Below are 26,207 nucleotides of genomic sequence, written 5' to 3' on the forward strand. Positions count from 1 at the left end.
AAAGAACTTCACTAGGAATAATTTTTATTTTCTTTTTCTTCTTGCTGCTTTTGTCGATCAAGCGCGTGCCGTACTGCCTGGGCGAAATCATGCTTGAGCACGGGTTTGGTCAGGAGGCTATCAACGTTACCAAGTTTGAAAATTTCCATGGAATATTCGGCAGTAAACCCGGTGATCAATATAACGGGAATATCGGGTCGCAGCCTGTTTATCTCGTTGGCTAACGAGACACCGCTCATTTCAGGCATGGAAATATCACTGATCACCAGATCAAAGTGAGCGCTGTGCGCCTGAAACTCTTCCAATGCCGCGAGACCATTCATGCAGGAAGTCACAGAATACCCCAGTTCTTCAAGAATAACGGTTTGCATGGAAATAATGGTTGGCTCGTCGTCCACAAGGAGAATGGCTTCATCTCCGCCCCTGGGCTTCTCCTGTAAAGAAAGACTGACTGGATCCTGTTGCTTCTCATCTCTGACGACAAGTGGGAAATAGAGTGTAAAGCAGGTTCCACTCCCCGGTGTGCTCACAACACTGATTTTCCCCCCTAGATCTTCAACAATACCATGAACCATGGCCAGCCCCAGCCCGGTTCCTTCCCCTTTATCCTTGGTTGTAAAATAGGGTTCATACATACGCTCCAAGGTTTGGGCATCCATGCCACAACCAGTATCCTTAACTTGTAGGACTCCATAGCGTCCTGCGGGTAGATCGGTAGACGGATCTTTGGAATCAAAAGTTTTATTAGCAAGTTCGATGGTGAGAGTGCCGCTGCCTTCACTCATGGCCTGATAAGCGTTGGTGCAAAGATTCATCATGATCTGATGGATCTGAGTCGGGTTTGCGCGAACAATGCAATCTTCGGTGGTGAGCAACTGGCGAACCTCTACACTGGAAGGTAAAAAAGAACGCAGCAATTTAATCACTTCTTTGATGACAAGAGAGATATTGAGCGGATGTTGTTCGGCATCATTGCGACGGCTGAACGTTAAAATTTGGCGAATCAACTCCTGGGCTCGGGTCGCTGCATTGAAAACAGCCTGAAGCGAAGTAAACTGCTTTTCGTTTGGCTGACTATCTTCCATGAGTATTTCAGTATAGCCAAGAATTGGAGTAAGGATATTGTTGAAATCGTGAGCAATACCTCCAGCCAGGGTGCCTATGGCTTCCATTTTCTGAGCTTGTTGTAACTGTTGTTGCAGACTCCTGCGCTCTGACCTGTCTTCAAGCACGTAGATATAATAACGAGGCTCACCAGTATTTCTCCGTATAAGCGAGCAGGTAATATTCATCCACTTTTCAGAGAAATCAGACCCCAGGTACAACTGTTCCCAGGTAAACGATTCCTTTTCCCCGAGAAGTAAAGCATCCCATTCTGAAAGTGCTGCAATTTTTTTGGTTTCAGCAGAGATTTCCTGAAATTGCTGCGCGAGAAGCCCGGCGGAATGAATTCCTAGAATTTCGCAAAAACGATCATTTACTCTCAGGATTGTCCCATCGAGACCAATATGACAGATGCCTACTGGCGCCTGTTCAAAGGTTGAACGAAACCGCTGCTCACTTTCCTGGAGAGCCATCGTTCGCTCATTGACCTTATGGTCCAGGTCAGCATTGAGATGCTCCAGTTGTTGTTTTTGCTCTTTCAACTCCCCGGAAATGGAAAAGAGATGGCCAACAAGCCTCCAAATCACGAAATAAAAAAGGAAAAGAAAAATTCCGATGATGGCGAGGCCGAGTCCGGCCATTTTTACCCGGTTGCTGACAAGGTTGGCTGCTATCTGTCCATAGGGAAGAGAAACTGAGATGCCTCCCCGCACCTCACCTATGCTATAGCCTTGTTTGCCGTGACAGGATATACAACTCTCTTCAACCACCAGTGGACGCATGAGGCGATAGACCTGTGCTCCATCAATACGGGTGATCTGGGTGGTTAACTGATCTCCCTTCTCAAATTTTTCCAGGCTTTCCCGCTCCCAGCTATCTGGCTGGTTGTGAGGATTCATCAACTTCAGGCTAGTGATATGATATTGGTAATGCTTTGTTTTTTTTGCAAGAGCTGAGATTTCCCTGGTCATCAGGGCAGGATTTTTCAAGGTGTAGGTCTTGCCAGAGGCAGAGGTGATATCCGGGTGTTTCAGATAGGGGTTGGAGTGCATCCCCTCCTTTTTCAGGACAAAGACCCCCCCATACTGTGCGTTCCAGCGACGGGTCAGCACGATTGATTCGAAAAGGCGTTGGGCTGAGAGATGCACAGACTGTTTAATGATGCGTTCCTGTTTGACAGTCAGACCGAAAAAACAGCTCAGCACAAGCAGGATGATAACACCGCCGGCAAGGAGCAACAGATGGCGGGTTGTTTTCTGTCTATGAGGTCGCATGAGAAGGGAAAACGCCTCCAATACCCGGAATATGTTCCACTGAACCAAGTAAAATCAAAACCTGACTCAAATCGGAAATTTTGCACCCAATTTGATTTTAGGGTGTCTTGAATAATTAGATTTTTCAATCAAGATCAAGGCATGCGAAAAATTTTACCGCAGGCATATACATGATATCGGAGTCTTTGCTTACCTCCGAGGATAAAATTTTTCACATAACGAGGTAAGCGTCAGACTCCGCGAGATTGGCAGAAAAAGCAATTATTCAAGATTCCCTTTAATTGTAGAGAGATTAAAGGTCCGAGGCAAATTTTTCTTGTATCCACGACGATTCCCCTGTGCTGGCAATGCTTTCCCTTCATGTGTAACTCCGTGTGGGAAACACCATTTCAAAAAATTCTTTCATATATTTGCGGTTTCTTTCCCAAATACAGTAAACTTACCTAACTAGCAAATATCGACTGAACTCTTCTGCCCCAATGTTTTTCGGTTGATTCTCACTTTCGGAGTCGCTGCTCATGCTCAACGACAAAAGCCGAACGGTAACACAAAGCAATCACTCCGTATTTTACTCGTTTCTGCTGCCCCTGCTGGTTCTGGGGATCACCCTGACCACCACCTTCCTACTCTGGCAGAATATAGACCAACGTATCAGTAAACGGGCACAGATGCGGTTTCAGACCCTGTGCGATGACATTATTCGCCAACTCTCCAGCCGTTTACAAAACAACGAGACCATTTTACTCGGGGGCAACTCCCTGTTTGAAGTCCGTGGTGAGGAGCTGACACGTTCTGAATGGCACACCTATGCTTCCTCGTTGCACCTGGCAAAAACAAATCCCGGTATCCTTGGGTTTGGTTATTCGGTCTGGCTCGATCCCCAAAAGGTTTCCAGCCTGGAGGAAAAGATCAGACAGGAGGGTTTTCCTCAATTTCGGTTGCATCCAAAGAGCGAACGTGATGCCTATAGCACCATTATTTGGCTTGAACCGTTTAATAAAGCCAACCAACGAGCCTTCGGTTATGACATGTACTCTGAACCGGTGCGCCGGGCAGCCATGGAAAAAGCTCGGGACACGGGCAACACCACGATCACGGGAAAAGTTATTTTGGTTCAGGAAATGGAGGTAATCAAGCAAAACGGTATTTTGATGTACATTCCTTCATACCGTACCGGCATGCCTCTTGGCACCCTGGAACAACGAAGAAAAGCGCTTCGCGGATATGTATACAGCCCTATACGTATGGACGATTTTGCTTATGGTGCGCTTAAAATCATGCCCCAAGATATCGATTTCACAATTTATACGGGGAACAGTCCTGTTGCCTCAGAGGAGCTTTTCAACACCTGGAAAGCCGAAGGCCGATCCGCTCATACCGCTTACCAGTCAAAATTTGAAAAAACCACTGTCTTGGACGTCTATGGAACCACCTGGTGCATGACCTTTCGCTCACTCCCGGAGTTTGACACTGGATTTGATCAAAACCAGCCCCAAATCATCCTGGTCGCAGGTATATTAATCAGTTTCGGGTTAAGCCTGTTGGCCTTTATGCAGAGCCGCGCACGACAACAGGCCGTTATTATCGCCGCTCAGATGCACGAGCAGTTGCTGACGCAACAGAAGTTTGCCCTCTATTTTCAGCAATCCCCTCTTGCGGTCATTGAATGGGATCAAAATGAGTTGATCACGGCATGGAATCCCGCAGCTGCGCGCATCTTCGGCTATACAGCTGAAGATGTTCTTGGACGTAAACTCAGCCTGCTTCAAACCAACAACCAGGAAGATGGCAAAAATGTTCAGTTAAACCGGACTAAGACAGGGGAAATCATTGATTGCGAATGGTACAGTGCCCCGCTAACAAATCGTGACAACAGGGCTGCAGGCATGGTGGCTCTGGTTGAAAATATTACCGAACGAAAAAAGCTGGAACACGCTCTGAAGAAAAGTGAAACGCAGTTCCGCTTACTCTTTGAAGAGCACAGCGCAATAATGCTTCTGCTGGATCCGGAAAGTGGAAACATCATTAAGGCAAATAATGCTGCCTCAGAATTTTACGGATACTCGCGTGCGCAGCTCAACCAGATGTCCATCGGCCAAATAAGCTGCCTGCCGCAGGAAAATATCGATCAGATCCTACGACAGATTCATAAAGGGGAACTCAGTGAATTTGCTGTTCCCCACAGACTTGCCGATGGTTCAGTACGAACCGTGGAGATGCATTCCGCCTCGATTTCATTTCAGGACAGTTCGGTTAACTTTGCCATTGTCCACGATATTACCTCACGCATACAGGCAGAAGAAGAACGCGAACGCCTTGAGACCCAAAACATTCAGCTGCAAAAAGCTGAGAGCCTGGCACGGATGGCGGGAGCCATTGCCCATCATTTCAACAATAAACTCCAGGCCGTGACCATGAGCCTGGAGATGGTCAAGGAACTGTTACCACAGTACCCTAAAAATCAACAGATACAGGATCTTGCAGGCTCCGCCCTCCAATCGGCTGAGGCCGCAGCTGAGGTCAGTAAACTGTTGCTTATTTATCTGGGGTCTGCTCCCTGTCAGTTCTCTCTGCTGGATTTACGTGTCATCTGCTCCAATTATCAGCCTATCCTCAAGGCAACTATTCCTGAAAGCATTCATTACAGTTTTCTGGCAACGGATTTGAGCCTGATGATCAATGCTAATGCCAATAATATCCAGCAGGTACTGACCAATTTAGTCGCCAACGCCTGGGAAGCCTGCCCCAACCATGAGGGCGAGGTGCGTTTGCGTATTGGCAAGGTTGAAGGGACTGAAATTCCGGCTAATTCCCGATTTCCAGTGGATTTTGTCCCGGAAGAACGCCCCTATGCCTTCCTTGAAGTCGTTGATACGGGCGTCGGCATCCGTCAAATGGATATCGCCAGGCTGTTTGACCCATTCTTTTCAAGTAAATTCACAGGCCGTGGCATGGGACTGTCGGCTGTCCTTGGGATTGTCCGAGCCCATAAAGGAGTGGTCACTGTACTCTCTGAGGAAGGAGAAGGGAGTGTTTTCACGGTCTATTTCCCCTTGATACAACTCAATATCGTTGAAAGTAAAAAACCGCCTTCACCCAAAGAGAGCCCTCTCCAGGGCGGCACGATTCTCGTGGTTGATGATGAAGAAATTATTCGAAAAATTGTCGGAGAAATGCTTGAACGGTTGGGTTACTCAATACTTGAGGCTGCCAACGGCGCCGAGGCTGTGGAGATTTTCAACGAAAACCGGGAAAGCATCGACTGTGTTCTCTGCGATGTGGTCATGCCACGTATGAACGGCTGGGACACGGTTGCCTCTATTCGTGAAAAAGCACCCGACATCCCGGTCATCCTGGCCAGTGGCTATAACGAGGCGCACGTCATGGTCGGCCATAACGAGCTGGTCATTCAAGCCTTTCTTGAAAAGCCCTTCCTGTTTTCAAAGCTCAAGGAGGTCTTGGCAAACCTTCTTTAGGGAATCTTGAATAATTGCTTTTTCTGCCAATCCCCCGGAGTCTGGCGCTTACCTCGTCATACTCAAAATTTTATTCTCGGAATATCAACTATATGCCTGCGGTAAAATTTTTCACAATCCTTGACCTTGATTGAAAAATCTAATTACTCAAGACACCCTTTAGGTAGTGTCCGTCCAGAAATGAGGATTTTGTTCAAGTTCGGGTAAGCGTAGACTCCGGGTAAACGCAGACTACGAAAAACCCGTTTCTGGATGGGCACTCGGTAATCTGCCCCCTCCTTGGTCAGGAAAACATTCGCCCCCCCACCCCACCGCCCACTCAAAATCAATAATATATTGACTTTTCAATTATTTTTTCACACGACCAACGGCCAGAGATACCACTTAATGGCACCTTTACCAAAATCTAACCTATCCCTGATATATGAACTGCTATGCTCTTTTCCGTATGTTTTTTACCGCTAATTTTGAGGGAGAAAAGAGTGAAGATATCAACGAAGTTATATTGTGGCTGTATAGCTGTAGGGTTGTTGCTGTGCCTGCAATCCGCTGCATCCTATAAGGGGTTTTCCCTGATCCATGACAAGATGAACTTCTGCATCAACAATTCAGGCCTTATTGATGCGGCAATGGAAATGAAGTATGCCGCAGCCCGCGACATGCAGCTTGTTATGGAAATCATGGCAAGTGAATCTTTGGATGAGTTTGATGCTTTCTGGGCCCAGCACAATAAATTTTCCACGACCTTCGAGGTATATGCAGGAGCAATCACCGATGGTGCAGAGATTGATGGTGAAAAGATAGTCCCCACCCTGGATACGCACCTGCAACAGCAGGTCATCGCCATTGCAGATATCCATAAAAAACAATTCACCCCTCCGTTAAACCTGCTGTGCAATCTGAAACGTGATGCCCTTCAGGGTAAAGTCGTTGATTCAGCTAAACTTGAATCTGCGGATAAACGGGTTGATATGATGGGTGAGGAAATATTCTCCCGTCTGGGAAATATTGAAAAAGACGTGAAGGAGGTTATTGAACAGGACAAAGCTGAGGCTCTTGATTCCATTGCTTTGGGGAACAGGATACTCTACAGCGTTACAGGCTGTGGTTTATTCTTCGCCGCGATTCTAGGTATAAGCCTGAGCCGGGCAATCACTCGCCCCATTGGCAATGCCCTTCGCTGTACCCAGGCTGTGGCCGAGGGGGATCTGACCCATACGTTGAAGGCAAAGAACAAAGATGAGATCGGACAGATGGCGACCGCACTCAATGGCATGGTGAACAAGCTCAGCTTTATGCTCAAGGAAATCATCGGCAATGCAGAACAATTGCATGGATCATCCCAGACCATGACCAATATCTCGGGAGAACTCTTCACTGCGGCAGGGAGGACGGCCACCAAATCCACTCTTGTTGCCTCTGCAGCGGAAGAGATGAGTACAAGTGTGCAGACCCTGGCAACCGCCATGGAGCAATCCTCTTCCAATATCTCCATGGTCGCTGCTTCCAGTGAAGAGATGACCTCTACCATTAAAGAAATTGCCCAAAATGCGGAACGAGCCCGGAATGTCACCGAAGGGGCGGTGCAGCAGTCGCATCAGGCATCGAAAAAGATGAACATCCTTGGGCAAGCGGCCAGGCGTATTTCTCAGGTGACCGAAGCAATCACCGAAATATCTGAACAGACAAACCTGCTTGCATTAAATGCCACAATCGAAGCGGCTCGGGCCGGACAGGCAGGCAGGGGGTTTGCCGTGGTGGCCAACGAAATTAAAGAACTGGCCCATCAAACTTCACAGGCAACTGTAGATATAAAAAACCAAATCCATGAAATGCAGGATATCACCACCACGGCGGTGACCGATATAGGACAGATTTCCCAGGTAATAGAAGAGATCAGTTGTGTGATCAACGGAATAGCCAGCGCGGTCGAAGAACAGACAGCAGCCTCCAGCGAAATAGCCGACAACATAAACCAGGCTTCTCTCGGGATACAGGAGGTTTCTTTCACGATCCAGGAGAGTTCTGAACGGATCGGCCAAATCAGTTTTGAAATAAGCGATATCAACCAGCAATCCACTCTGGTGGGTGACAACTCGCAATTGGTGCAAACGAATGCCAGAGAACTTGAAACCCTGGCTGAAGGTCTCAACGAGTTGGTCCTCCAGTTCAAAATACATTCCAGCCCTTCAGAGTTACCCATATCAAGAGTGCAAGCAAAAGAGGAAGATGGTTCCTGCACTCTTCACGGCTTGAAACCTGTACCTGCAGTCGCCTCGTAGGCAGAGCCCTCTGGCAAAAACAACATTTTTCGTGGCCAATTGCGATGTACCGCAGATCTTCGGCCCCCTTGAAGAGTTCAATCCCCCTAAATTTACAAGCGATCGCAGATACCAAATCTGCGATCGCTTAATCAATTCCTCTCCACTTCCCCCTCTCCATCCTTTTCCGGGTACAAGCATGGATTTGTCCCCATCTCTTTTTCACCAGAATCCGTATGGCAAGACCGGCAGGGGCACACTAGTTGTCTTCGATGACCCGGGTAATAATCTGTTCCAACTCTTGGAATTGATACGGTTTGGGAAGGGCTGCGCAAAATCCATAATCCTCATATTGGGCGAGTACGGGGTCATGAGAATATCCGCTTGATACGATAAGCCTCGCCTTTTCATCAAGTCGATGTATCTCCTGAGCAGCCTCAACCCCTCCCATGCCACAGGGGATGACCAGGTCCATGATTACAAGGTCAAATGGGACGGAGGTCTCAAGAGCCTGTTGATACTTTTTGATTGCCTCCTCACCGTCCTGGGCACAAACCACCTTATGCCCAAGCACCTCAAGCATGGACACGATCATATCTTGAACCATAAGATCGTCGTCCATGACCAGAATACGACGACATTTTGCGGTTTGCGCCACCTGTTGCTCTGCCTGGGGCAGGCTGACTTTGTTCGGGTAAGCGGGTAAATAGATAGAGAAGGTGGTCCCTTTTCCTGGAGATGAGTCAACAGCAATGGCTCCTTTATGCTTCTCTATAATCGAATGACAGATAGCCAGCCCCAAGCCATACCCTTCAGATTTGGTTGAAAAATACGGGTCAAAAATCTGATCCAGTACCTCCGAATCCATACCTGGCCCGGAGTCACTGATGGAAAGACGCACATAGGAGCCTGGCGGTAACTGAAGAGGGTTGTGGTGCTCCACGGTTGCCCTGTTTGCGCAGGTAATCAATATTTGTCCGCCACTTGTCGTCACTTGGACCGCATTGGATACTATGTTACGCACAACCCGCTCGATTTGTAACCGATCGATCATAACGGGCCACAACTCTTCCTCTATCTCAAAAACCAGAAAATGGGCCCTATCCAAAACTGCAAGTTGTGCAGCCTCGTGGACAGGTTTGGCAAGGTCCTGCAGTTCCATCACCGGCTGCCCGCCTTTGGAAAAGGTCAGCAGTTGACCGGTAAGCTCTTTTGCGGCAACACTTGCCTTTTCCGCGTCGGAGAGCAGAATGCCGACTCGTTCTGTCAGACTTTCATCAGCCAGGGCCAGGCTGATATTGCCAAGAATTGCTGAAAGAAAATTGTTAAAATCATGGGCAATGCCACCGGCCAGGAGACCAACAGATCTGAGTTTTTCGTTTTTAAAAAGCTCCTGTTCCAAGTGTACATGGCGGCTCACATCATCAATGCGTATAATCTGTCCCGTTTCCCCGCCATAGGAAAAGGGATAGGTGGTCACATCCAAATACACCTGTTGACCACGGTGCCTGGCAACGTAGCGACAGCTCTTCCATTGCTCATTGCCTGACTGAGAACGCAGATAGATCTCTTCCCCCGGTAGACCATACGCAGCGAGGACATTGACCAAGGATTCGCCACAGAGCTCGGTAAAGGTACGTCCACAAAAGGTTTCGGCGTGGGCATTAACAAAATTCACCACACCTGCGGCATCAATTCCAATAAGGGTACAGCCCATGGAATCAAAAATATTTTGGAGATGATTTTTAAGGCCTCGCACCTGGGTTTCAGCCAGTTCCCGGTCTCGAATTTCCTCTTCGAGTTCAGTTGCCTTAAAGAGTAATTCCTGGGTGCGCTCTTCAACCAGCACTTCCAACTCACTGTGCATACACTGCAGTTCATTGCGTGCCCCTTCAAGCTCCTGAATGGTTCCCAGAGCTGCATGGGCGATAAACCCGAGTTCGTTTTTCTTATTGTTTTGCCTGATAATATTGGCATTCAGGGCTTCTACTCCCAATTCACCTTCCTTAAACGCCTGTAACCAAGTCCGAAGGTGGCGTAAGGGACGGAGCAGATAACTCACCAGACAATAGACGATTCCCATGGCCAGCAAGGTCGCGGCCAGGGAAAAAACAAGAATTCGCAGACGGGTTGAATTCAGGGCCTGCAATTCGTTGCGGTAATTCTTTTTTATGACAAGCGTCATCGATGGTTGCTTGAACGTGTGCAAGGGAAGTTGCTGCGTAAAGAAGGCGATGCCGTCCTTTTGAGGCGGAGAGGAGTTTCCGGTTCGACCTTGACGGCTGATGCTTGCCTCCAGTCCCAGATCATCACCAATATGCTGGAGATACCCGGGAGTGATCAGGCGGGCTACGATCAGGGCACCGCGAAGGACGGCCCCAAACTCCAGGACCGGTCTGGCTGATACAAAGGCAAGGCCATCTTTTGTTTGCGCGATCCCCGTAAATATCTCTCCTGCTTTTGCACGTTGAAAGAGAAGGGAATCCGCAAGTGAATCATTAAAATTGTATTCCTGATGCCCCCGTGCCACGACAATACCCTGTGGATCAATAAAGGTAACCTGATCAATAAGGGTAGAAGTGATCAGGTTATTACCGATACGATACAACCTATCCGTCCCCCGATCAGTGAAGGCCGCAATCACCTCACTATCCCGGGCAGTCATCAACGCAAGCTGACCGATGGTGTTCAACTCCATCTGGAATTGGTTGACGATGCGATGCCCTTTAGCTGCAATATCCCGTTCAAGGTAGCTGAGAGATCGTGAGTGGAGGGAATCAAGTTGAAACCAGATAAAACTATTGACGCATACAATGGGGATTAAAACCCAAAGAACGATTTGATGACTGAGGCTCTGCAGGAACATAATCAGACTAGTTCACCTCCTGTTGCCGACGGACAATGTCATAGAGAGAATCGTCTTTGATCCAAAACCCCTTATTGGGTAATTCCTGGGAGTTTTCTTTAAAAATCGCATCGTCTTCCGCGGAGCGGAGTATTTCTTTAAGCTTGCGCACCTCAGGCAAAGAGATGTGGGGACCAGCAACCAGGGCGTTGCGAGGGATGGGATCCGAGGAGTCAAGAACGAGAAAGACATCTCCGAATTTTTGCACGGCATCATCCATTCCGGTCGAAGAAACGGCCCCGGCATGGACTGAGCCGTAAGCGATTGCTGCATACACCTTATCGTGTTTGTTGAGAAAATAGGATACCGAAAAAAGGGTATCAGGGTTAAATCCCTGACGTCGAATAAGCTGCCGCGGAAAGAGATATCCTGACGTTGATCCCCGTTCGGTGTAGGCAAAACTCTTTCCCTGAAGATCAGCGATTGTTCGGAGACCGGAATCTTTCCGCGAGAGGATAAGACTGTGATAAAAACCTTCAGGACTCTTGTTGGTCGCAAGATAGTGAATGGCTGGGTATTTTGCCTTGGCCTCGACATAACTTTTGGGCCCTAATATACCGATATCAGCAACCTGATGGTGCAGTCGCTCCCCGATATCTGCATAGCTATCCGCAATAACCACCTGGACCTTTCTCTGAAGTTTTCGCCCGAGCAACTCCACAAGCGGGGCAAGTTGCTCCTGAAGGATTGGTTTCGGACGATAGGGAATACAGGCAATCGTCAGAGTGTCGCTCGCCCAAGAAATCCGGTTCCCAAGAAAGAAGCCCCCTAAAAGAGCAATGCAAAGAAGTCCCCTGAATAGTCGTGTACTGTTTTTCATGGAGTCATCCGTCAATTTTCCAAATTCGCTGAACACGGCCCAAACCATTGGTGGAGAATGATTCTGGACTTTTTCTCACCCTTAGCTGATTTACAGGATTTCGGACACAAACCAAAGCGTTTACCGAAAACTCCCCTTATTTTAACGAGATCCTAACAAACACAAAGAGCAACCAACAGCTCTATCGGTGGTCTTGGACACTGGAGGGATTTCGTGAATGATCCCGGTTTTGACCAAGCTCTGCCAAGCCCAGTATGAGCAGATTCAATGGTGTAAATGATCGGGGGAGTCTCCCCTTCATATTGAAGATTTAGTTAAATCAAAATTATCCCCAAATATTTTTCTTCTATAATCATAACAGGAAATTGGTTCACAGAAGGTGATGGATGACAATCCGAAGAACTGCGAATGAGACTTGTGATTTTGATGAAAAAAGTTGGAATAAAGACATATTGTTATAAGCCTGTGCAACAGATTGAGCTTGCAAAAACGATTCGCCAAATTCTCGATCGGGAACAACCCCAAAGAGGAAAGAGAAAACAAAGCAAAGGAAATCTGCATCTGGCGGCGAGTAAACAAGCTTCCAGGAATGCAGGAGCGTCCGCACCCTATACGCAGCAAGCAACAAAAAAGGCCTTGTAACTATTTAAAGTTACAAGGCCTTTTTCTATATGGCGGAGAGGGTGAGATTCGAACTCACGGTACTTGCGTACACACGCGTTCCAGGCGTGCACCTTAAGCCACTCGGTCACCTCTCCAAAGATGACATATATAAACAGCGATCGGCAGTGATTGCCCGTTCGACGTGGGGCTCCTTTTTATACTGAGGGCTGGAATTTTACAAGGAAAAATTAACGACGCCTTCGAAAAAAATCTTTCAGTATTTGACTGCACTGTTCGCCAAGGACTCCCGGCGTGACACTAAATCCGTGATTCAGCAGGCCATCATTGCCAATCTGGTATTTTGAGACGAGCCCACCGCCTTTGAAATCGGTGGCTCCAAAGACTACACGAGCCACCCGCGCATGAACCAGAAGTGCCGCGCACATGGGACAAGGCTCAAGTGTAACGTACAACGTCGTGCCCAGCAAACGGTAGTTATGCAGCGCTCTGGCTGCCGCCCGTAAAGCTCGCATTTCAGCATGGCCCGATGGGTCTGAGTCAAGAATACAGTTGTTGCCCGCCTCGGCAAGCACCTGCCCCTGGTGATCGATCAATACCGCGCCAACTGGAACCTCCTCCATGGCGGCCGCCAATTTGGCCTGGACCAGGGCTCGCTGCATCATGATTTCATCAAGTGGCCGAGCTTGTTCTACCTGTATTTGCATATTTTTGCATATTTGATTTTTAAGCCCGAAGGGTCTCAGAGCTCGAATGACTCAGAAGGCGCGACACTTTAAACAAACAGGAAAAATCTTTTTTGATTTTCTTTGTTTGACCCGTATAATTACAAAATAGAGATTGTAAATACGAATTTGCAACTGCGAGGCGCCTTAAATGGTAAACAAAAAAGCAACTATTCTTGCCTATAAATGCTCCGATGAAAACCGAATGAGCATCGAATCTGCCCTGGCAAGTACTTTTGAACTCAGCTTTCATAGCGACCCCTTGATTTTTCAAAAGGAGGTCTCTCAGAAACCCTTTGATGTTATTTTGATGAATTTTCACAAGGAAAACGGCTCAAAACAACAGTTGTTGGAAAAAATTCAGGAACAAACGCCATCCACGCCTGTGATTTTGGCCTGCCAATCAGAGGAGACCCTGGAGATCGACAAGTCCTTTGAACCCATAATCTACGATGTGCTGAACCTGCCGCTTTCACCAGGCCGCATTAAACGCAGCGTGCGCCATGCCATTGAACAACGACGTCAGGAAAACGAGCTAGCCTATCTTCGCCGAACCCAGAATATTGTCTATAGTTTTGATCGTATCATTGCAGAGAGCGAAAGCTTCAAGGCGGTGATTAAAAGCTTAAGAAAATTTGCCTTAACCGATGCGACTATCCTGCTTACCGGTGCGACCGGGACCGGTAAAAGCTACCTTTCCGGCACCGTCCATTACAACTCTCCCCGTCGAGAGCATCCCTTTATAAAAATAAACTGTGCCAATATCCCTGAAACTCTCTTGGAATCGGAACTCTTCGGCCACGAGCGCGGCTCATTCACCGGTGCCGACAAACAACGGATCGGACGCTTTGAACAGGCCGACGGCGGGACTATCTTTCTTGATGAGATCGGGGAAATCTCCTTGGAAATTCAATCCAAACTTTTGCGAGTCCTGGAGGATAAATCCTTTGAGCGTATCGGCGGCAATAAAACCATCAAGGTTGATGTTCGCCTGATCGCCGCGACCAACAAAGATCTGCAGGATCTGATTATGCAGGGAAAATTTCGCGAGGACCTCTATTACCGCATCAGTGTGCTGCCGGTCCACCTGCCCCCACTCAAAGACCGCCCTAAATGCTTGGCCGCTCTTGCAGAAAATTTACTCGAAAAGTCAATCAAGTCTCTCAATAAAGGCAATATCACCGGTTTTTCAGAAGAAGTCCTGTCCTTGATTCAAGGATATGAGTGGCCGGGCAACATTCGCCAGCTGGCCAATACGGTCGAGCGGGCCGTTATCCTGGAAGATGACGACCAAATATCCCTCTCTTCCATGCATATTCCAGAGATGGGCCGGCCCCACGCCCCTCTCATCCAAACGACAGAATCCCTGGAAGTGCATGAAAAAGAACTGATTCTTCGTGCCTTATCTGATAACCACTGGGTGCAAAAAGATGCGGCCAAATGCCTTGATATCAGTCCCAGAGCCCTGAATTATAAAATAAAAAAATTCGGGATAACCCACCCCAACTGGCGCAAACACAAGAAAGAATAACCGATGGCTGCTTAGGGATTCAGGCTGAATCAGTGGAGCCCTCCACCGGTACTGGTCATGGAGAGATTCCCATCCTTGACACCACGTAGAGAGATCATCTGTTCTGCCAGGGCCTGCACCTGCGAGGCCCTTCCTTTGACGATGGTCACCTCAAGACAGTTGTCATGGTCCATGTGCACATGAGTGGACGATGTTATGGCGTGATGATAGACATGCTGGATTTCTGTTATTTTTTCCTGTAACTGCGGCTGGTGGTGGTTGTACACAATGCTGACCACGCCTACAACCTCAGAGTCCTGAGCCCACTCCTCGTTAACCAGCACCTTACGAATCAGATCCCGTACCGCCTCTGATCGGTTGGAATACCCTCGAGGACGAATATAATTATCGAATTGCTCGAGGAGTTTTTCATCCAACGAAATGGAAAATCGTTTCAACATACAGCTTAGTTTCCTTTTTCAAGTTCCTTTAATTTATCAAACAGTACCTGAGCCTCGTTGCGATACTTCTCGGCAATGGATGTATCCTTGGCCGCCCGTTTGAGGTAGCGTTCAGCCAGCTTTACTCGACCGCGGTAGAGATTGTACTTGCTGAGATAAAATCCCGCCATCCCTTGCCTTCCCTGACTGGCAGCAATACGCCCGAGTTCGAAATACAGCGGGGGATACTCGGGCATAAGTGCTTTGAAACGTTGCAGCAGCTGCTCCGCCCTGCCCGAATGCCCGCGCATGGATTCCAGTTTGGCCAACTGATAGAGCCCGTACATATCATCCGCGTCCTCACGTACAGCCTGTTCAAGTAGGGCATGGGCCTGGTCCTGGCGACCGGCCTCAAGTAAAATAACCGCCCGATCCACGTTGAGGATCTTTCTATCGGGATATTTGGCCTGGAGGGTGCCGAGGTAGCGCAGAGCTCCTTCAAAATCACGCTCATCAGCTGCCAAGAGCGCCATTCCATAGTTTGCCATAACTTTCTGCTCGGGATCGGAGTTGGTATTGAGCAGCGTGACGCAGTACACTTTGATTTTTTCATGATCAATGGAGTGCATCAAGACACGATACTTGAACCGAAGAAAGGCAAAATTATCGGTTTGCTGAAATTCACCTGTTGTTTCCTTTTGCCTATCTGATTCAATCATCGACTGAATATACCCCAAGCGCGCCTCCGGGTTGGGGTGGGACAGCAGGTACTGGGGCACTTCCCCTCCGATGCTGTAACGGGTAATACGACGCATGGTCCGCAGCATGTTTGCCATGGCTTCAGGATTGCGTTGCATCTTGCACATCCATCCATAGGAAAGGCGATCTGCCTGTTCCTCATCCTCACGACTGTACTGGAGATTGGCAGCCTGACCAGCCGCAAGAGAACCCATCATTATGCCCGATGAAAGCCCCGGAACACCGATAGCGATACCGGCTATGGCCATCAACAATGAAGCCGCACCGACCACGGAATTTTTTTCCATCCTCTGGGCAATATGGCGACTGACCACATGCCCAATCTCATGGGCAAGCACGCTTAACAGTTCATCCTCGTTCTGCACCTGCTCAATCAGACCGGAATAAAAAAAGACCAGTCCGGCAGGAGCCGCAAAGGCGTTGAACTGATCACTTTTCACCACATAAAACCGATAGGAAAAATACTGGGGACCAACTTTCGCCAAGACCTCCTGACCAAGAGAATTAATATACTGACTGATATCGGGCTCGTCTAACAGGGGGAGCCCCTTACGCATGGTATAGAGTAGCTGCTCTCCAATCTTTCTCTCCTCCCCTATGCTCAGCGCCCAGACCTGCAGGGGCAGAAGGAACCACACAAGAAGTGAAACAAGGGCAACGCATCGAAGAAAAGTTTTTTTTCGCAGCATAATACAATCCAGGGAATAACGGCCTGTGACGGATATTCCTGAATCCGTGGTTGTTCAGTGTCCACCCGCTGGCACGGATTCAGGATATTTTCAGGTTGAGCTTAGCGCGTTTACGCAACACGCACAAGATGACGCAACCACTCAGAGTCGCTTTTGCCGCTGTTCCATACGACTGACAAGCCAGGAACAGGGAAAGGTCAAAACAAAATAGAGTACTGCAACTGTCAACCAGACCTCAATAGTCATATAGGTCGAGGCCATGAGCTGGGTTCCCTGATAGGTCAACTCCTCAATGGAGATAACAGAGACAATTGCAGAATCCTTGACCAGTGAAATCATCTGCCCTGCAAGCGGGGGAAGTATTCGGCGAAATGCCTGGGGAAGAATGACATGACGCAAAGATTGCAAGCGAGTCAGCCCCAGCGCTTTTGCAGCCTCCCATTGTGAACGATCAATGGACTGTATGCCCGAGCGGATAATCTCTGCAATATAGGCGCTCTCAAATACAGCCAGGGTTACAAGCGCAGCAAGGACCGTTGAGACCTGGTGCGGAGGCGCCAACACCAGAGCGACAATTTTTTGGGTGAAGGGAGAGGCCGTTTGTACCAGCAGGTCCAACTGCAACACTGGAATGAGCTGATCTGCCAGAAAAAAATAAAAAAGAAAGATCAGCACCAAAGGCGGCAGATTGCGCAAAAGCTCCACGGCTGTAAGCGCCACAAGCCTGGCGTAAAGATTACGGCCAATGCGAGCCAGGGCCAGAGTCAGCCCCAGAGGAAGTGCGATCGCCGCAGCCCAGATGCTCAGGCGAAGCGTAGTGAACACCCCCTGCATCAGATAATTGGCAACCCAGCGTCCCTCTTCCTCATCAAAATAAAAAAGGAACTGAGGCAGGACACCCCAGTTCCAGTTGTAGTGCAACTGCTGGGTAATGCGGTCCACTATATAAACGCCTGCGTACAGCAGCAGAAGAAGAAGCACCACATCCAGAAACTGGAATCTTTTTTTGCTTTGAAAACAATACACAGACGCTCAATAACGCTTTTACCAGACGCGTTTTTTCCACTGGGTTGAATCAAACCAGTAGGCATAACGCTCGTCAATCCAGCCTTTGGCCCGTGTCTGCTCAATCCAGTTGTTCAGAAAGTTCAAGGTGTCCACATCCCCCTTATTGAGCCCCATACTGATGGGCTCGCGGAGCAGCTGCTCTGGATAGGCGACAAGCAATGCAGGGGCATCCGCAGCACTGTGGGCCGGGAGCGGCTGACCGGCAACCATCGCCTGCACCCGGCCGTTACGAACCTCCTGCACGGCTGCAGGTTCATCGTCAAAGAGGCGCAGGCCTGCCTGTGGAAAACGTTTTTTCGCTGCAACTGCTGCAGTCGAACCAAGGCGTGCAGCCAAGGTCACACCGGGTTTATTAAAATCATCGAGCTTCCAGCCCGAGGTCATTTTCTTATTGGCCAGTAATCCCTGACCGGTGTAATAATACGGTCTGGTAAAATTGATTTGCAGATTACGCTCAGGGGTAACGGTCATCCCCCCGATGATCAGATCAAACTTCCCGGCAATCAGGGCTGGAATGATACCTGACCACTTCGTGGGAACAAATTGAATCTTCACGCCCATATCCTGGGCCAACTGCTTTGCCACATCAATTTCAAAGCCTATGAGCTGCCCTTTTTTATCTTTCATCGCCCAGGGAACGAAAACATCCATCCCCACCCGCAATGTTCCCCGCTTCAACACCTGCTCAAGAGCTGATTCAGCCCGAAGCTGATGCTGCAGCTCTCCAGACCACGCAAGCTGAGCCACAGCTATCAGACTACAGACCAAAAGGATATATCGGATGGCAAACTGTTTCATTATTTTCTCCGTGAGGCCCTCATCCGGGTCGTTGTAGATATCAGAACAAATGCAAAAAAAGGATTATCGGAAAAGAGATAAGAATGCTTTCTTCCAAGGGCAATGCAAAATTGCCCCTGAATTTGTGAGACGGGTTCAAGACGGGTCGCTGATTTCAGCAAAAACGGCGCTGACAAGTTGCTGTAAATCCTTCGGGGAAAGTTCAATATCAAGCCCTCGGCGCCCACCACTGACAAAGATAGTGGGGAATTTTTGGGCAGAGGCATCAATGACTGTCGCCAGCCGTTTTTTTTGCGCCAAAGGGCTGACACCGCCCAGTATATAACCGGTTGCCCGCTCAACCGCCGTTTTTTCAGCCATGGCTGCCTTTTTCGCCCCGGCTGCCTTGGCCATGCGTTTCATGTTGAGCATGCCCTCTACCGGCACCACCCCCACGGCGAGTTGTTGACCATCGAGAGTCACCACCAGGGTCTTGAACACGCATGCCGGGTCTACTCCGATCTTTTCAGCAGCTTCAAGACCATAGGAAGTTACCTTGGGGTCATGGATATATTCGTGAATTGTGTACGGGATCTTCTTTTTCTGGGCAAGTTTTATGGCTGGAGTCATGGGTGTGTATGTAAGAAAATAAAAAAAAGCGTGCTAAAAAAGAAAACAACAAATGAGAACCTGAATGAGTATACGTGAGCATCTCCGCTCACACATTCAGCTATCAAAAAAGTAGAGAACTCCCTCTGGAACCAACGAGGAATACTTCATGCATCTTCCGGTTTTAAAGATACTCATCATAGAAAAAGACCCTGATTTACTCAAGAAAATTGTGGAAAGCATTCTCCACTGTGTCCACAGATTTAATCGAAAAGACATTGTGATAGAAACCATAACGGCAGAAAATTTTTCAGCCATTCAGGACACAATAACAAACGATGTGGACATCCAGGCGGTTATATTCAGCTGGGACAGTGAGGCTCCATGGCATACGTCTGATTCTTCCGGGACCGATTCCATACTTAAAAGCTGCGATATCATCGCCGCAATCAAGGCAATTCGAGTGAGTCTGCCGATATACATCCTGGGAGAAGAAAGCAAAGGTCTTGAAATAATAGATGAATCAATCGACATTGAATCCTTTTTCTTTCGCGACGACATCATCGCCGACCCCGAATCCATTCTGGGATACATCCTCAATGATTTTGACGATCGCTGCCAGACACCATTTTGGAATGCCTATAAAAGCTATATCACCGAGGCCAATGACTCCTGGCATACTCCGGGCCACAGCGGGGGGCTCAGCTTTCGCAATTCACCCTATATCCAGGATTTTTATCAGTTTTACGGGCGCAATGTCTTTGTCGGCGACCTCTCCGTCTCTGTTGACAGTTTAGGCTCTCTCACCGAGGGAACCAACGCCATCGGCAAAGCTCAGGAGGCGGCCGCCTATACCTTTGAGACCACCAAGACGTTTTTTGTTACCAATGGATCGTCCACCTCAAACAAGATCATTCTCCAGACACTGCTGCGCAGCGGTGACAAGGTCATCATTGACCGAAACTGCCATAAATCCGTCCATTACGGAATCTTACAGGCACGGGCAAACCCGGTTTATCTCAGCTCTATACTCAGTCCGGAACTGGGTATATTTGCCCCTCCCGCTCTTTCTGAAATAAGGCTAAAAATAAAAGAGCATCCCGAGACGAAGCTGATTGTTCTGACCGGCTGCACCTATGATGGTCTACTTATTGATGTTCGTCAGGTGGTTGAAATGGCGCATGACCGTGGCATCAAGGTGTTTATTGACGAGGCCTGGTTTGCTTACTCCCTGTTTCATCCGGCATTCCGTCCCTACTCGGCAATCAATGCAGGTGCAGACTATATTACCCATTCCGCCCATAAGGTGGTCTCAGCCTTTTCCCAGGCCTCGTACATTCATGTGAACGATCCGGATTTCGATGCGGATTTTTTCCATGAAATGTACTCGATGTACTCCAGTACCTCACCCAAATACCAGATTATCGCCTCTCTGGACGTCTGCCATAAACAGCTTGAAATGGAAGGATACGGGCTGCTGAAAGGGTTACTTGCCCAGGTGGAAGAGCTGAAGCAGCAGATGCGCTCTTTTCAGTCGATACGCATTTTGGACAAGTCGGATTTCCAGGCCCTTTTCCCTCACTTCAGCGAGGATAACCTGGGGCATGACAGCTTGAAAATCCTCCTTGATGTCTCGAGACTCGAATATTCAACCAACGAGATCCATCGCTACCTGCTTGACGAGATCGGTCTTGAGATCGAAAAATACACCCACGCGACCATTCTGGTGCTGCTCACCCTTGGTGGAACACGATCAAAAATGATTCGACTCTATAATGCCTTGAAAAAATTGGATCAGAAAAAGGTGGCGCTTCCAGTGAACCGGGGCAAAAAAACAAAAATCAAGACGCTTCCAGGCATTAGCCTGCACTGTCTGCCTTCGGATGCCTTTTTTGGTAAACGAGCCACCATCGATATCGAACACGCCATCGGTCAGGTCTCTGCCGGCCTGGTGACGCCCTACCCTCCCGGCATTCCGATCCTGGTTCCAGGACAGCTTATTGAGCAGGAAACCATAACCTACCTCCGTATGCTCATTGCACAAAACACCAGAATTCAAGGAATGTATGATGGCCAGATCTATGTAGTTGAAATGACATCCCAGGTTACAGCACACTGATTATTGGTGAAGATAGCGGAAGCGGTCACCCAAACGGTGTAACGTGGTCCTGTTATGGGTGTCTTGAATAATTAGATTTTTCAATCAAGGCCAGGTAAGCGCCAGACTCCGCGGGCTTGGCAGAAAAAGCAATTATTCAAGATGCCCTTAAGGAATGTCTCTACGCTGGTGGGCAGGTTGGTTGCATAACCACCAGCCCTTTCCCTATTGGGGAGAGCGCTTTCACCTAACCTCACCTACATACAAGGCAGGACTATTCCTCCCCTTGACAAGATGGGGACTTGGCAGTTACCCCGGAAGGATCCACCATCACCGTGACCGGCATGCCCAAACGCAACTCGTTTTGGGGGTCACAGGTGAGGATTCGCACTCGGTAGACAAGCTTGGTTCGCAGTTCGGTGGTTTCAACGGTCTTGGGGGTGAACTCTGCGGTAGAGGAGATATATCCGATCCATCCTTGGTAGGATTTATTGGGATAGGAGTCGGTATAAATCTGGACGTTCATGCCTGCATGCAAGCTCCCCAAATCGGGTTCATTGACATAGGCACGCACATAGAGGGGATCTGTCAGAGCAAGAGTAAAGACTGGGGAGCCGGCTGACGCCATGGCACCTTTCTCAAGAATACGGGTACGGATTTCGCCTGCCGCCGGGGCATGAAGCTGCGTATCCTCCACCCGTTCACGGGCAAGGTTACGGGCAGCGGTCAAGGCCTGCAGACTTGCCTGGGCACTTTGTATATCTTCACTTCTGGGCCCTTCGACCACAAGAGAGAGCGTATCTTCGGCAGCACGCACCGAGGCCTCCAAGACCTCCACCTTTGCCCGAGCACTGTCGACATCTTGTTGGGATATACGATTGGTAACGCGCAAGACCTGCACCCGCTTCAAATTGAGCCGGGCCTCTTTCAGGCTTGCCTTTGCCGAATCAAGCCCGGCCCTGGCTTTGGTAATCTCCTGGGGCCGACTTCCATTCTCAAGTTTAGCCAGTAATTGTGCCTGAGCCTTCCTCTCTGCCTCAAGGCGCTCGGCCTCAAGCTGCAACCTGGTGGGGTCGAGCTCTGCCACGACTTGCCCAGGTTTAACGGTTGCACCTTCATCCACTAATAAACGAGCAATGCGTCCACCATCCTGAAAGGCTAGTTGTACCTCCCGAATATCCACATTGCCAAAAAGGATGATTCCTTTCTCTTCCCCGCCGTGTTTCTTCTCGCCATTGCAGGAAACCACACAGGCACCCACAACAAACAGAAAGACGACGAGCAACCTGTGCATTCTTGAATTATTTTTAGTCACCTTGGTATTTCACGAAGAGTGTTGGTCCTGAATCCGTGACAGCGTTCAGGTTGTTTGTATCTGAAAATCCTGGATAACCTGGGCACGAAATATTTCCCAATAAAGGTCCTATTCCCCCAGCTCACTCACCGATTATTTTAACTAGCACACGTTTTTTCCGGCGTCCGTCAAACTCGCCATAAAAAATCTGCTCCCAAGTGCCAAAATGGAGTTTGCCTTCGGTAATAGCCACAACCACCTCACGCCCCATGACCTGTCTCTTCATGTGGGCATCGGCGTTATCCTCATAACCGTTATGACGATACTGATCTACTGGTGCATGGGGAGCCAGCCGCTCAAGCCACTGCTCGTAATCGTGATGCAAACCGGATTCATCATCGTTAATAAATACCGAGGCGGTTATATGCATAGCATTACACAGGAGCAATCCTTCTTCTATGCCGCTTTCACGCAAGCACTCCTCGACCTGGGGAGTGATATTAATAAAGGCACGCCGGGTAGGCACATCAAACCACAGCTCTTTATGGTAACTTTTCATAACTCCAGCTCTTTTTATTGAATCAAAAACTCCGGAAAAATAACGGGCAGCTTTCCTGTTCAGGTGCTCCCCGTTATTGTGACGAAAGATGCATTATGCCCAATAGAAGACAAAGATTAGTCGGTATTGTTTGCGGCAATTTGAGAAAAGGATGGTTCCACCTCTAGGAAGGCATCAATAAGCAACGGGTCAAAATGAGACCCCTTCCCTTCAACCATAATCGCCATAACTTCCTGGTGGGACATGGAACTTTTGTAGACCCGCTTGGAAATAAGCGCATCATAGACATCGGCAATGGCCATGATCCGTCCAGCAATGGGGATTTCCTCTCCCACAATACCACGAGGATACCCGCTGCCATCGTATTTCTCGTGGTGAGAACCGGCGATCTCTTTGGCACAGCTGAGAAAGGATGTGGGCTGGCCTGCCATCTGTTCGAGATTGGCAATGACCTCTTCACCATAGAGGGTGTGTTTTTTCATTTCATCAAACTCTTCAGCAGAGAGTTTACCGGGCTTGAGCAAGATTGAATCGCGAATCGCCACCTTGCCGATGTCATGCAACGGAGCAGATTTCCATAAAAGAACAATGTACTCTGGCGTTAAGACGTCAAGGTAGTGGCCATCGAGCACCAGACGCTCAGCCAGCAACTGGACATAAGCTCTGGTCCGATGAATGTGACTGCCGGTCTCAGGATCACGGTACTCTGCAAGCTCACCCATGGCCTCAATTATAACGTCCTTGAGCAATTCAGCTTCCCGGCTGCGTTCTTCAACCAGTCGTTCAAGGCTACTTCGATAGGCATGCAGTTCAAGATGGTTACGCACCCGTGAGCGGAGCTCGACCCCTTTAAACGGCTTGATAATATAGTCAACCCCGCCCAAATTAAATCCATGAACAACGTCCTCGGATTCAGCGCGGGCTGTAAGGAAAATAACAGGAATTGAATGGGTTTCCTTGTGCTGGTTGAGCATCTCCACAGCCTGAAACCCACTCATACCCGGCATCATGACATCCATGAGAATAAGATCAGGATGGGTGGCTCTGATGCGCTCCAGGGCCTGTTCACCTGAGGTGGCATAGGCAAAATCGCAGTCCAACTCACGCAGGTGAGACATGGCTATCTGAATATTTTCCGGAACATCGTCGACGATGAAGATAAGTGGCTTCTTTCTATTCATGCATTCTTCCGGTTCACGATTCGTGATAGTTTTGCGAGCATACGGTCAACACCCATGATATTGGGCTCGGCGGCAAACTGCAGTAAATCGCCACCAAAAGTTCTGAGCAAACCGTCTTTGTTCATCTCTCCAGCCTTGCCCACCGCCGCTCCCAAGGCGGCGGCATCGGTAAGACTGCCAGAACGGACAGCCTGCCTAAACAGCTGGTCCAGCTCTTCATTCCAGACGGCCTGAACACTTGTGGCAATCGTCACTTCAAGGGTCGTTTCATCCTGCTCACCAGTCAATCCCTGCTGTTTTTGGGGCTGCTTCCGCATGGCTGCAAACTGGTCGATGACCTCATTGAGCAGATCAAGCCGAAAAGGTTTTTGGAGAAAACCATCAAAAAGAGGGAGGTAGTCTTCCTCATCAAGCATCTCACCGGTCATAACAATCACAGGGGTAGCCTTGATTGAATCATCCTCACGGATACGCTCGGTCACCATACGACCATCCATATCGCCGCTGAGGTTGAGATCCATAAAAATTAAATCAGGGTGCTCCTGATGGGCTTGTTGCAGTGCTTCCTCACCTGTATTTGCAGTAATGACCTTATGCGGACCATCCTGAAAAAAATCTATAAAGACATCCTTTATCAAATCAACGTCATCAACCACCAGCAAGGTCATGGCCCTTGAGGCGGGAGACTGGTCGGGTTCCATCTCAATTTCCGGTTGTTCTTTAGGAGGATCAGCGGTGGGGATCTGTGGAAAGAGAACGGTAAAACGAGCCCCCTCCCCCGGTGTACTGAAGAGTTCAATCCGGCCACCCATCATGGTCACCAGCCGTGAGCAGAGGGTCAACCCAAGACCGATTCCACCATAACGTTTCGCCATGGTGTCTTCCTGCTGACTGAATACCTCGAAAATTTTCTGCTGGTCGGTTTTGGCGATTCCGATACCTGTATCCTGTACAGTAAAGCTGAGGTCGTAGCAGTTTTCATGCTCTTTGGAGGCTACCCCATCGACCAAAAGCTGGACGCTGCCTTCACTGGTAAATTTAATGGCATTACTGACCAGATTATGCAGGACCTGTTTAATACGGACACCATCAAGGACAAAGGAAATCGGGAGGTGAGGCTCGATTTGATATTCCAGGCGTATATCTTTTTCCCGAGCCTGATCCCTGTAAAGCCCCTCAACCTCACGAACCAGTGAGTCAATCCGGATAGAACTGGTCAGAATCTGCAACCGACCGGAATCAATCTTGGAGAGTTCCATGATATCGTTAAAAATGGTCACCAGGGCCATGCTGCTCTTGTGGATTGTCTCTACAAAACGACGTTCCTTGTCGCCAATGGAAGAATTCACCAGCATCTCTGTGTACCCGATAATGGCATTCATCGGGGTACGCACTTCATGATTGATGTTGGCGATGAACTCGCTCTTCATGCGATTGGCTGACTCTTCGGCCTGGGCAATAAAAGCGCTCGAGCTTTGCAGGCATTGTTCTTCCTCAGGAGGGCCGTACCAAAAGCCAAATCGCTGACCAGCGGACGAATAGAGACGAAAGGTCGCCCCTTCCATCCCGGCTGAGGGATGAATTGCTTTTTTAGGTGGCGTACCTGATTTGAGCACTTGAAGCAGTGGGTGCGCTGATTCACCCGGGCAGAGTTCGGGAAAGGAGCCCCCAACCAGAGACTCAGGACCAAAACGGTCTTGGGCAACCCGGTTGGCGCCTATAATTTTGAGGTGTTGATTTATTTGAATAATGGGGAAAGGTGCGCCGGCGATCAACTCCTTCTGGAGTTCCCGCTCAGCCTCCAGCTCCCGCTTACGACGTCTCAGTCCTCTGAGTTGACTCAGGCAAACTGCGGCGCTCCCCACGGCAATAAGTGCAGAGAGGCCGACTATGAGGCCAAAGGAGGCTGAGGAGAGTAACATTTCCTGAGCAGCTGATGCGGTCAAGGGAGAAAGGAAGACGAGACAGCCGCTGATCAACACAAGTTTGTTCACGCGCAGGACGATCCGTTTAAGTGAGGTAAAAAAAGAGTTGATT

At 48.9% G+C, this 26,207-nt stretch carries 18 protein-coding genes and 1 tRNA gene; 5 read left to right on the forward strand and 14 right to left on the reverse strand.

The genetic code is table 11. The features are described 5' to 3' along the window. Positions 1-11 precede the first annotated feature (11 nt). Positions 12-2,378, reverse strand: coding sequence for an ATP-binding response regulator (locus JWJ90_RS06655; protein WP_205226426.1), 2,367 nt, complete (start codon positions 2,376-2,378; stop codon positions 12-14). 518 nt (positions 2,379-2,896) lie between these two features. Here JWJ90_RS06655 and JWJ90_RS06660 point away from each other — a divergent pair. Continuing rightward, entirely contained in the window at positions 2,897-5,854 is a 2,958-nt protein-coding gene (locus JWJ90_RS06660) for a CHASE domain-containing protein (RefSeq protein WP_205226427.1), read from the forward strand. A 482-nt stretch (positions 5,855-6,336) separates the two neighbouring features. Further along, positions 6,337-8,136, forward strand: coding sequence for a methyl-accepting chemotaxis protein (locus JWJ90_RS06665; RefSeq protein WP_205226428.1), 1,800 nt, complete (start codon positions 6,337-6,339; stop codon positions 8,134-8,136). A 238-nt stretch (positions 8,137-8,374) separates the two neighbouring features. On the opposite strand, the gene JWJ90_RS06670 is transcribed toward JWJ90_RS06665, so the two are convergent. Beyond that, positions 8,375-10,981, reverse strand: a complete 2,607-nt coding sequence (locus JWJ90_RS06670) for an ATP-binding protein (RefSeq protein WP_205226429.1) — start codon at positions 10,979-10,981, stop codon at positions 8,375-8,377. A gap of 7 nt (positions 10,982-10,988) precedes the next feature. Then, complete coding sequence (locus JWJ90_RS06675) at positions 10,989-11,840, reverse strand: phosphate/phosphite/phosphonate ABC transporter substrate-binding protein (protein ID WP_205226430.1); 852 nt, start codon at positions 11,838-11,840, stop codon at positions 10,989-10,991. A 408-nt stretch (positions 11,841-12,248) separates the two neighbouring features. Between JWJ90_RS06675 and JWJ90_RS06680 the strand changes: the two genes are divergently transcribed. Beyond that, a complete protein-coding gene (locus JWJ90_RS06680) occupies positions 12,249-12,482 on the forward strand; it encodes a hypothetical protein (protein WP_205226431.1) in 234 nt (77 codons plus the stop codon). 30 nt (positions 12,483-12,512) lie between these two features. Here the strand turns inward: JWJ90_RS06680 and JWJ90_RS06685 are convergent. After that, a tRNA-Ser gene (locus JWJ90_RS06685) sits at positions 12,513-12,598 on the reverse strand. 93 nt (positions 12,599-12,691) lie between these two features. Continuing rightward, positions 12,692-13,168 (reverse strand): tRNA adenosine(34) deaminase TadA, encoded by a 477-nt coding sequence (gene tadA, locus JWJ90_RS06690; RefSeq protein WP_240194791.1) that lies wholly within the window; start codon positions 13,166-13,168, stop codon positions 12,692-12,694. Positions 13,169-13,337: 169 nt separating this feature from the next. On the opposite strand from tadA, the gene JWJ90_RS06695 reads away from it, so the two are divergent. Next, positions 13,338-14,717 carry a sigma-54 dependent transcriptional regulator gene (locus tag JWJ90_RS06695; protein ID WP_205226432.1) on the forward strand — a complete coding sequence of 460 codons (1,380 nt, stop codon included), beginning with the start codon at positions 13,338-13,340 and terminating at the stop codon, positions 14,715-14,717. Between the two features lie 29 nt (positions 14,718-14,746). On the opposite strand, the gene nikR is transcribed toward JWJ90_RS06695, so the two are convergent. The 5 genes from nikR to ybaK all read right to left on the reverse strand — a co-directional run bounded on the left by nikR (position 14,747) and on the right by ybaK (position 19,059). Continuing rightward, on the reverse strand, positions 14,747-15,157 hold the full coding sequence (gene nikR, locus JWJ90_RS06700) for a nickel-responsive transcriptional regulator NikR (RefSeq protein WP_205226433.1): 411 nt from the start codon (positions 15,155-15,157) through the stop codon (positions 14,747-14,749). A gap of 5 nt (positions 15,158-15,162) precedes the next feature. After that, positions 15,163-16,584: a beta-barrel assembly-enhancing protease gene (locus tag JWJ90_RS06705; RefSeq protein WP_205226434.1), complete on the reverse strand. Its 1,422-nt coding sequence runs from the start codon at positions 16,582-16,584 to the stop codon at positions 15,163-15,165. A 141-nt stretch (positions 16,585-16,725) separates the two neighbouring features. Beyond that, the gene (locus JWJ90_RS06710) at positions 16,726-17,610 is read right to left on the reverse strand and encodes an ABC transporter permease subunit (protein ID WP_205226435.1); all 885 of its coding nucleotides are present in this window, start codon (positions 17,608-17,610) and stop codon (positions 16,726-16,728) included. An 18-nt stretch (positions 17,611-17,628) separates the two neighbouring features. Next, entirely contained in the window at positions 17,629-18,450 is an 822-nt protein-coding gene (locus JWJ90_RS06715) for a transporter substrate-binding domain-containing protein (protein ID WP_205226436.1), read from the reverse strand. Positions 18,451-18,585: 135 nt separating this feature from the next. Next, on the reverse strand, positions 18,586-19,059 hold the full coding sequence (gene ybaK, locus JWJ90_RS06720) for a Cys-tRNA(Pro) deacylase (protein ID WP_205226437.1): 474 nt from the start codon (positions 19,057-19,059) through the stop codon (positions 18,586-18,588). Between the two features lie 148 nt (positions 19,060-19,207). Here ybaK and JWJ90_RS06725 point away from each other — a divergent pair, with 148 nt between their 5' ends. Further along, on the forward strand, positions 19,208-21,157 hold the full coding sequence (locus JWJ90_RS06725; RefSeq protein ID WP_205226438.1) for an aminotransferase class V-fold PLP-dependent enzyme: 1,950 nt from the start codon (positions 19,208-19,210) through the stop codon (positions 21,155-21,157). Positions 21,158-21,410: 253 nt separating this feature from the next. On the opposite strand, the gene JWJ90_RS06730 is transcribed toward JWJ90_RS06725, so the two are convergent. The 4 genes from JWJ90_RS06730 to JWJ90_RS06745 all read right to left on the reverse strand — a co-directional run bounded on the left by JWJ90_RS06730 (position 21,411) and on the right by JWJ90_RS06745 (position 26,164). Further along, on the reverse strand, positions 21,411-22,430 hold the full coding sequence (locus JWJ90_RS06730) for an HlyD family secretion protein (RefSeq protein ID WP_205226439.1): 1,020 nt from the start codon (positions 22,428-22,430) through the stop codon (positions 21,411-21,413). Between the two features lie 142 nt (positions 22,431-22,572). Beyond that, the gene (locus tag JWJ90_RS06735; protein ID WP_205226440.1) at positions 22,573-22,989 is read right to left on the reverse strand and encodes a secondary thiamine-phosphate synthase enzyme YjbQ; all 417 of its coding nucleotides are present in this window, start codon (positions 22,987-22,989) and stop codon (positions 22,573-22,575) included. Positions 22,990-23,105: 116 nt separating this feature from the next. Next, on the reverse strand, positions 23,106-24,170 hold the full coding sequence (locus JWJ90_RS06740; RefSeq protein WP_205226441.1) for a response regulator: 1,065 nt from the start codon (positions 24,168-24,170) through the stop codon (positions 23,106-23,108). Continuing rightward, positions 24,167-26,164 carry an ATP-binding protein gene (locus JWJ90_RS06745; protein ID WP_205226442.1) on the reverse strand — a complete coding sequence of 666 codons (1,998 nt, stop codon included), beginning with the start codon at positions 26,162-26,164 and terminating at the stop codon, positions 24,167-24,169. Before JWJ90_RS06745 ends, JWJ90_RS06740 begins: the two co-directional genes overlap by 4 nt. Positions 26,165-26,207 lie beyond the last annotated feature (43 nt).

It is taken from the genome of Desulfobulbus rhabdoformis, from assembly GCF_016919065.1.
Taxonomy (GTDB): Bacteria; Desulfobacterota; Desulfobulbia; order Desulfobulbales; family Desulfobulbaceae; genus Desulfobulbus; species Desulfobulbus rhabdoformis.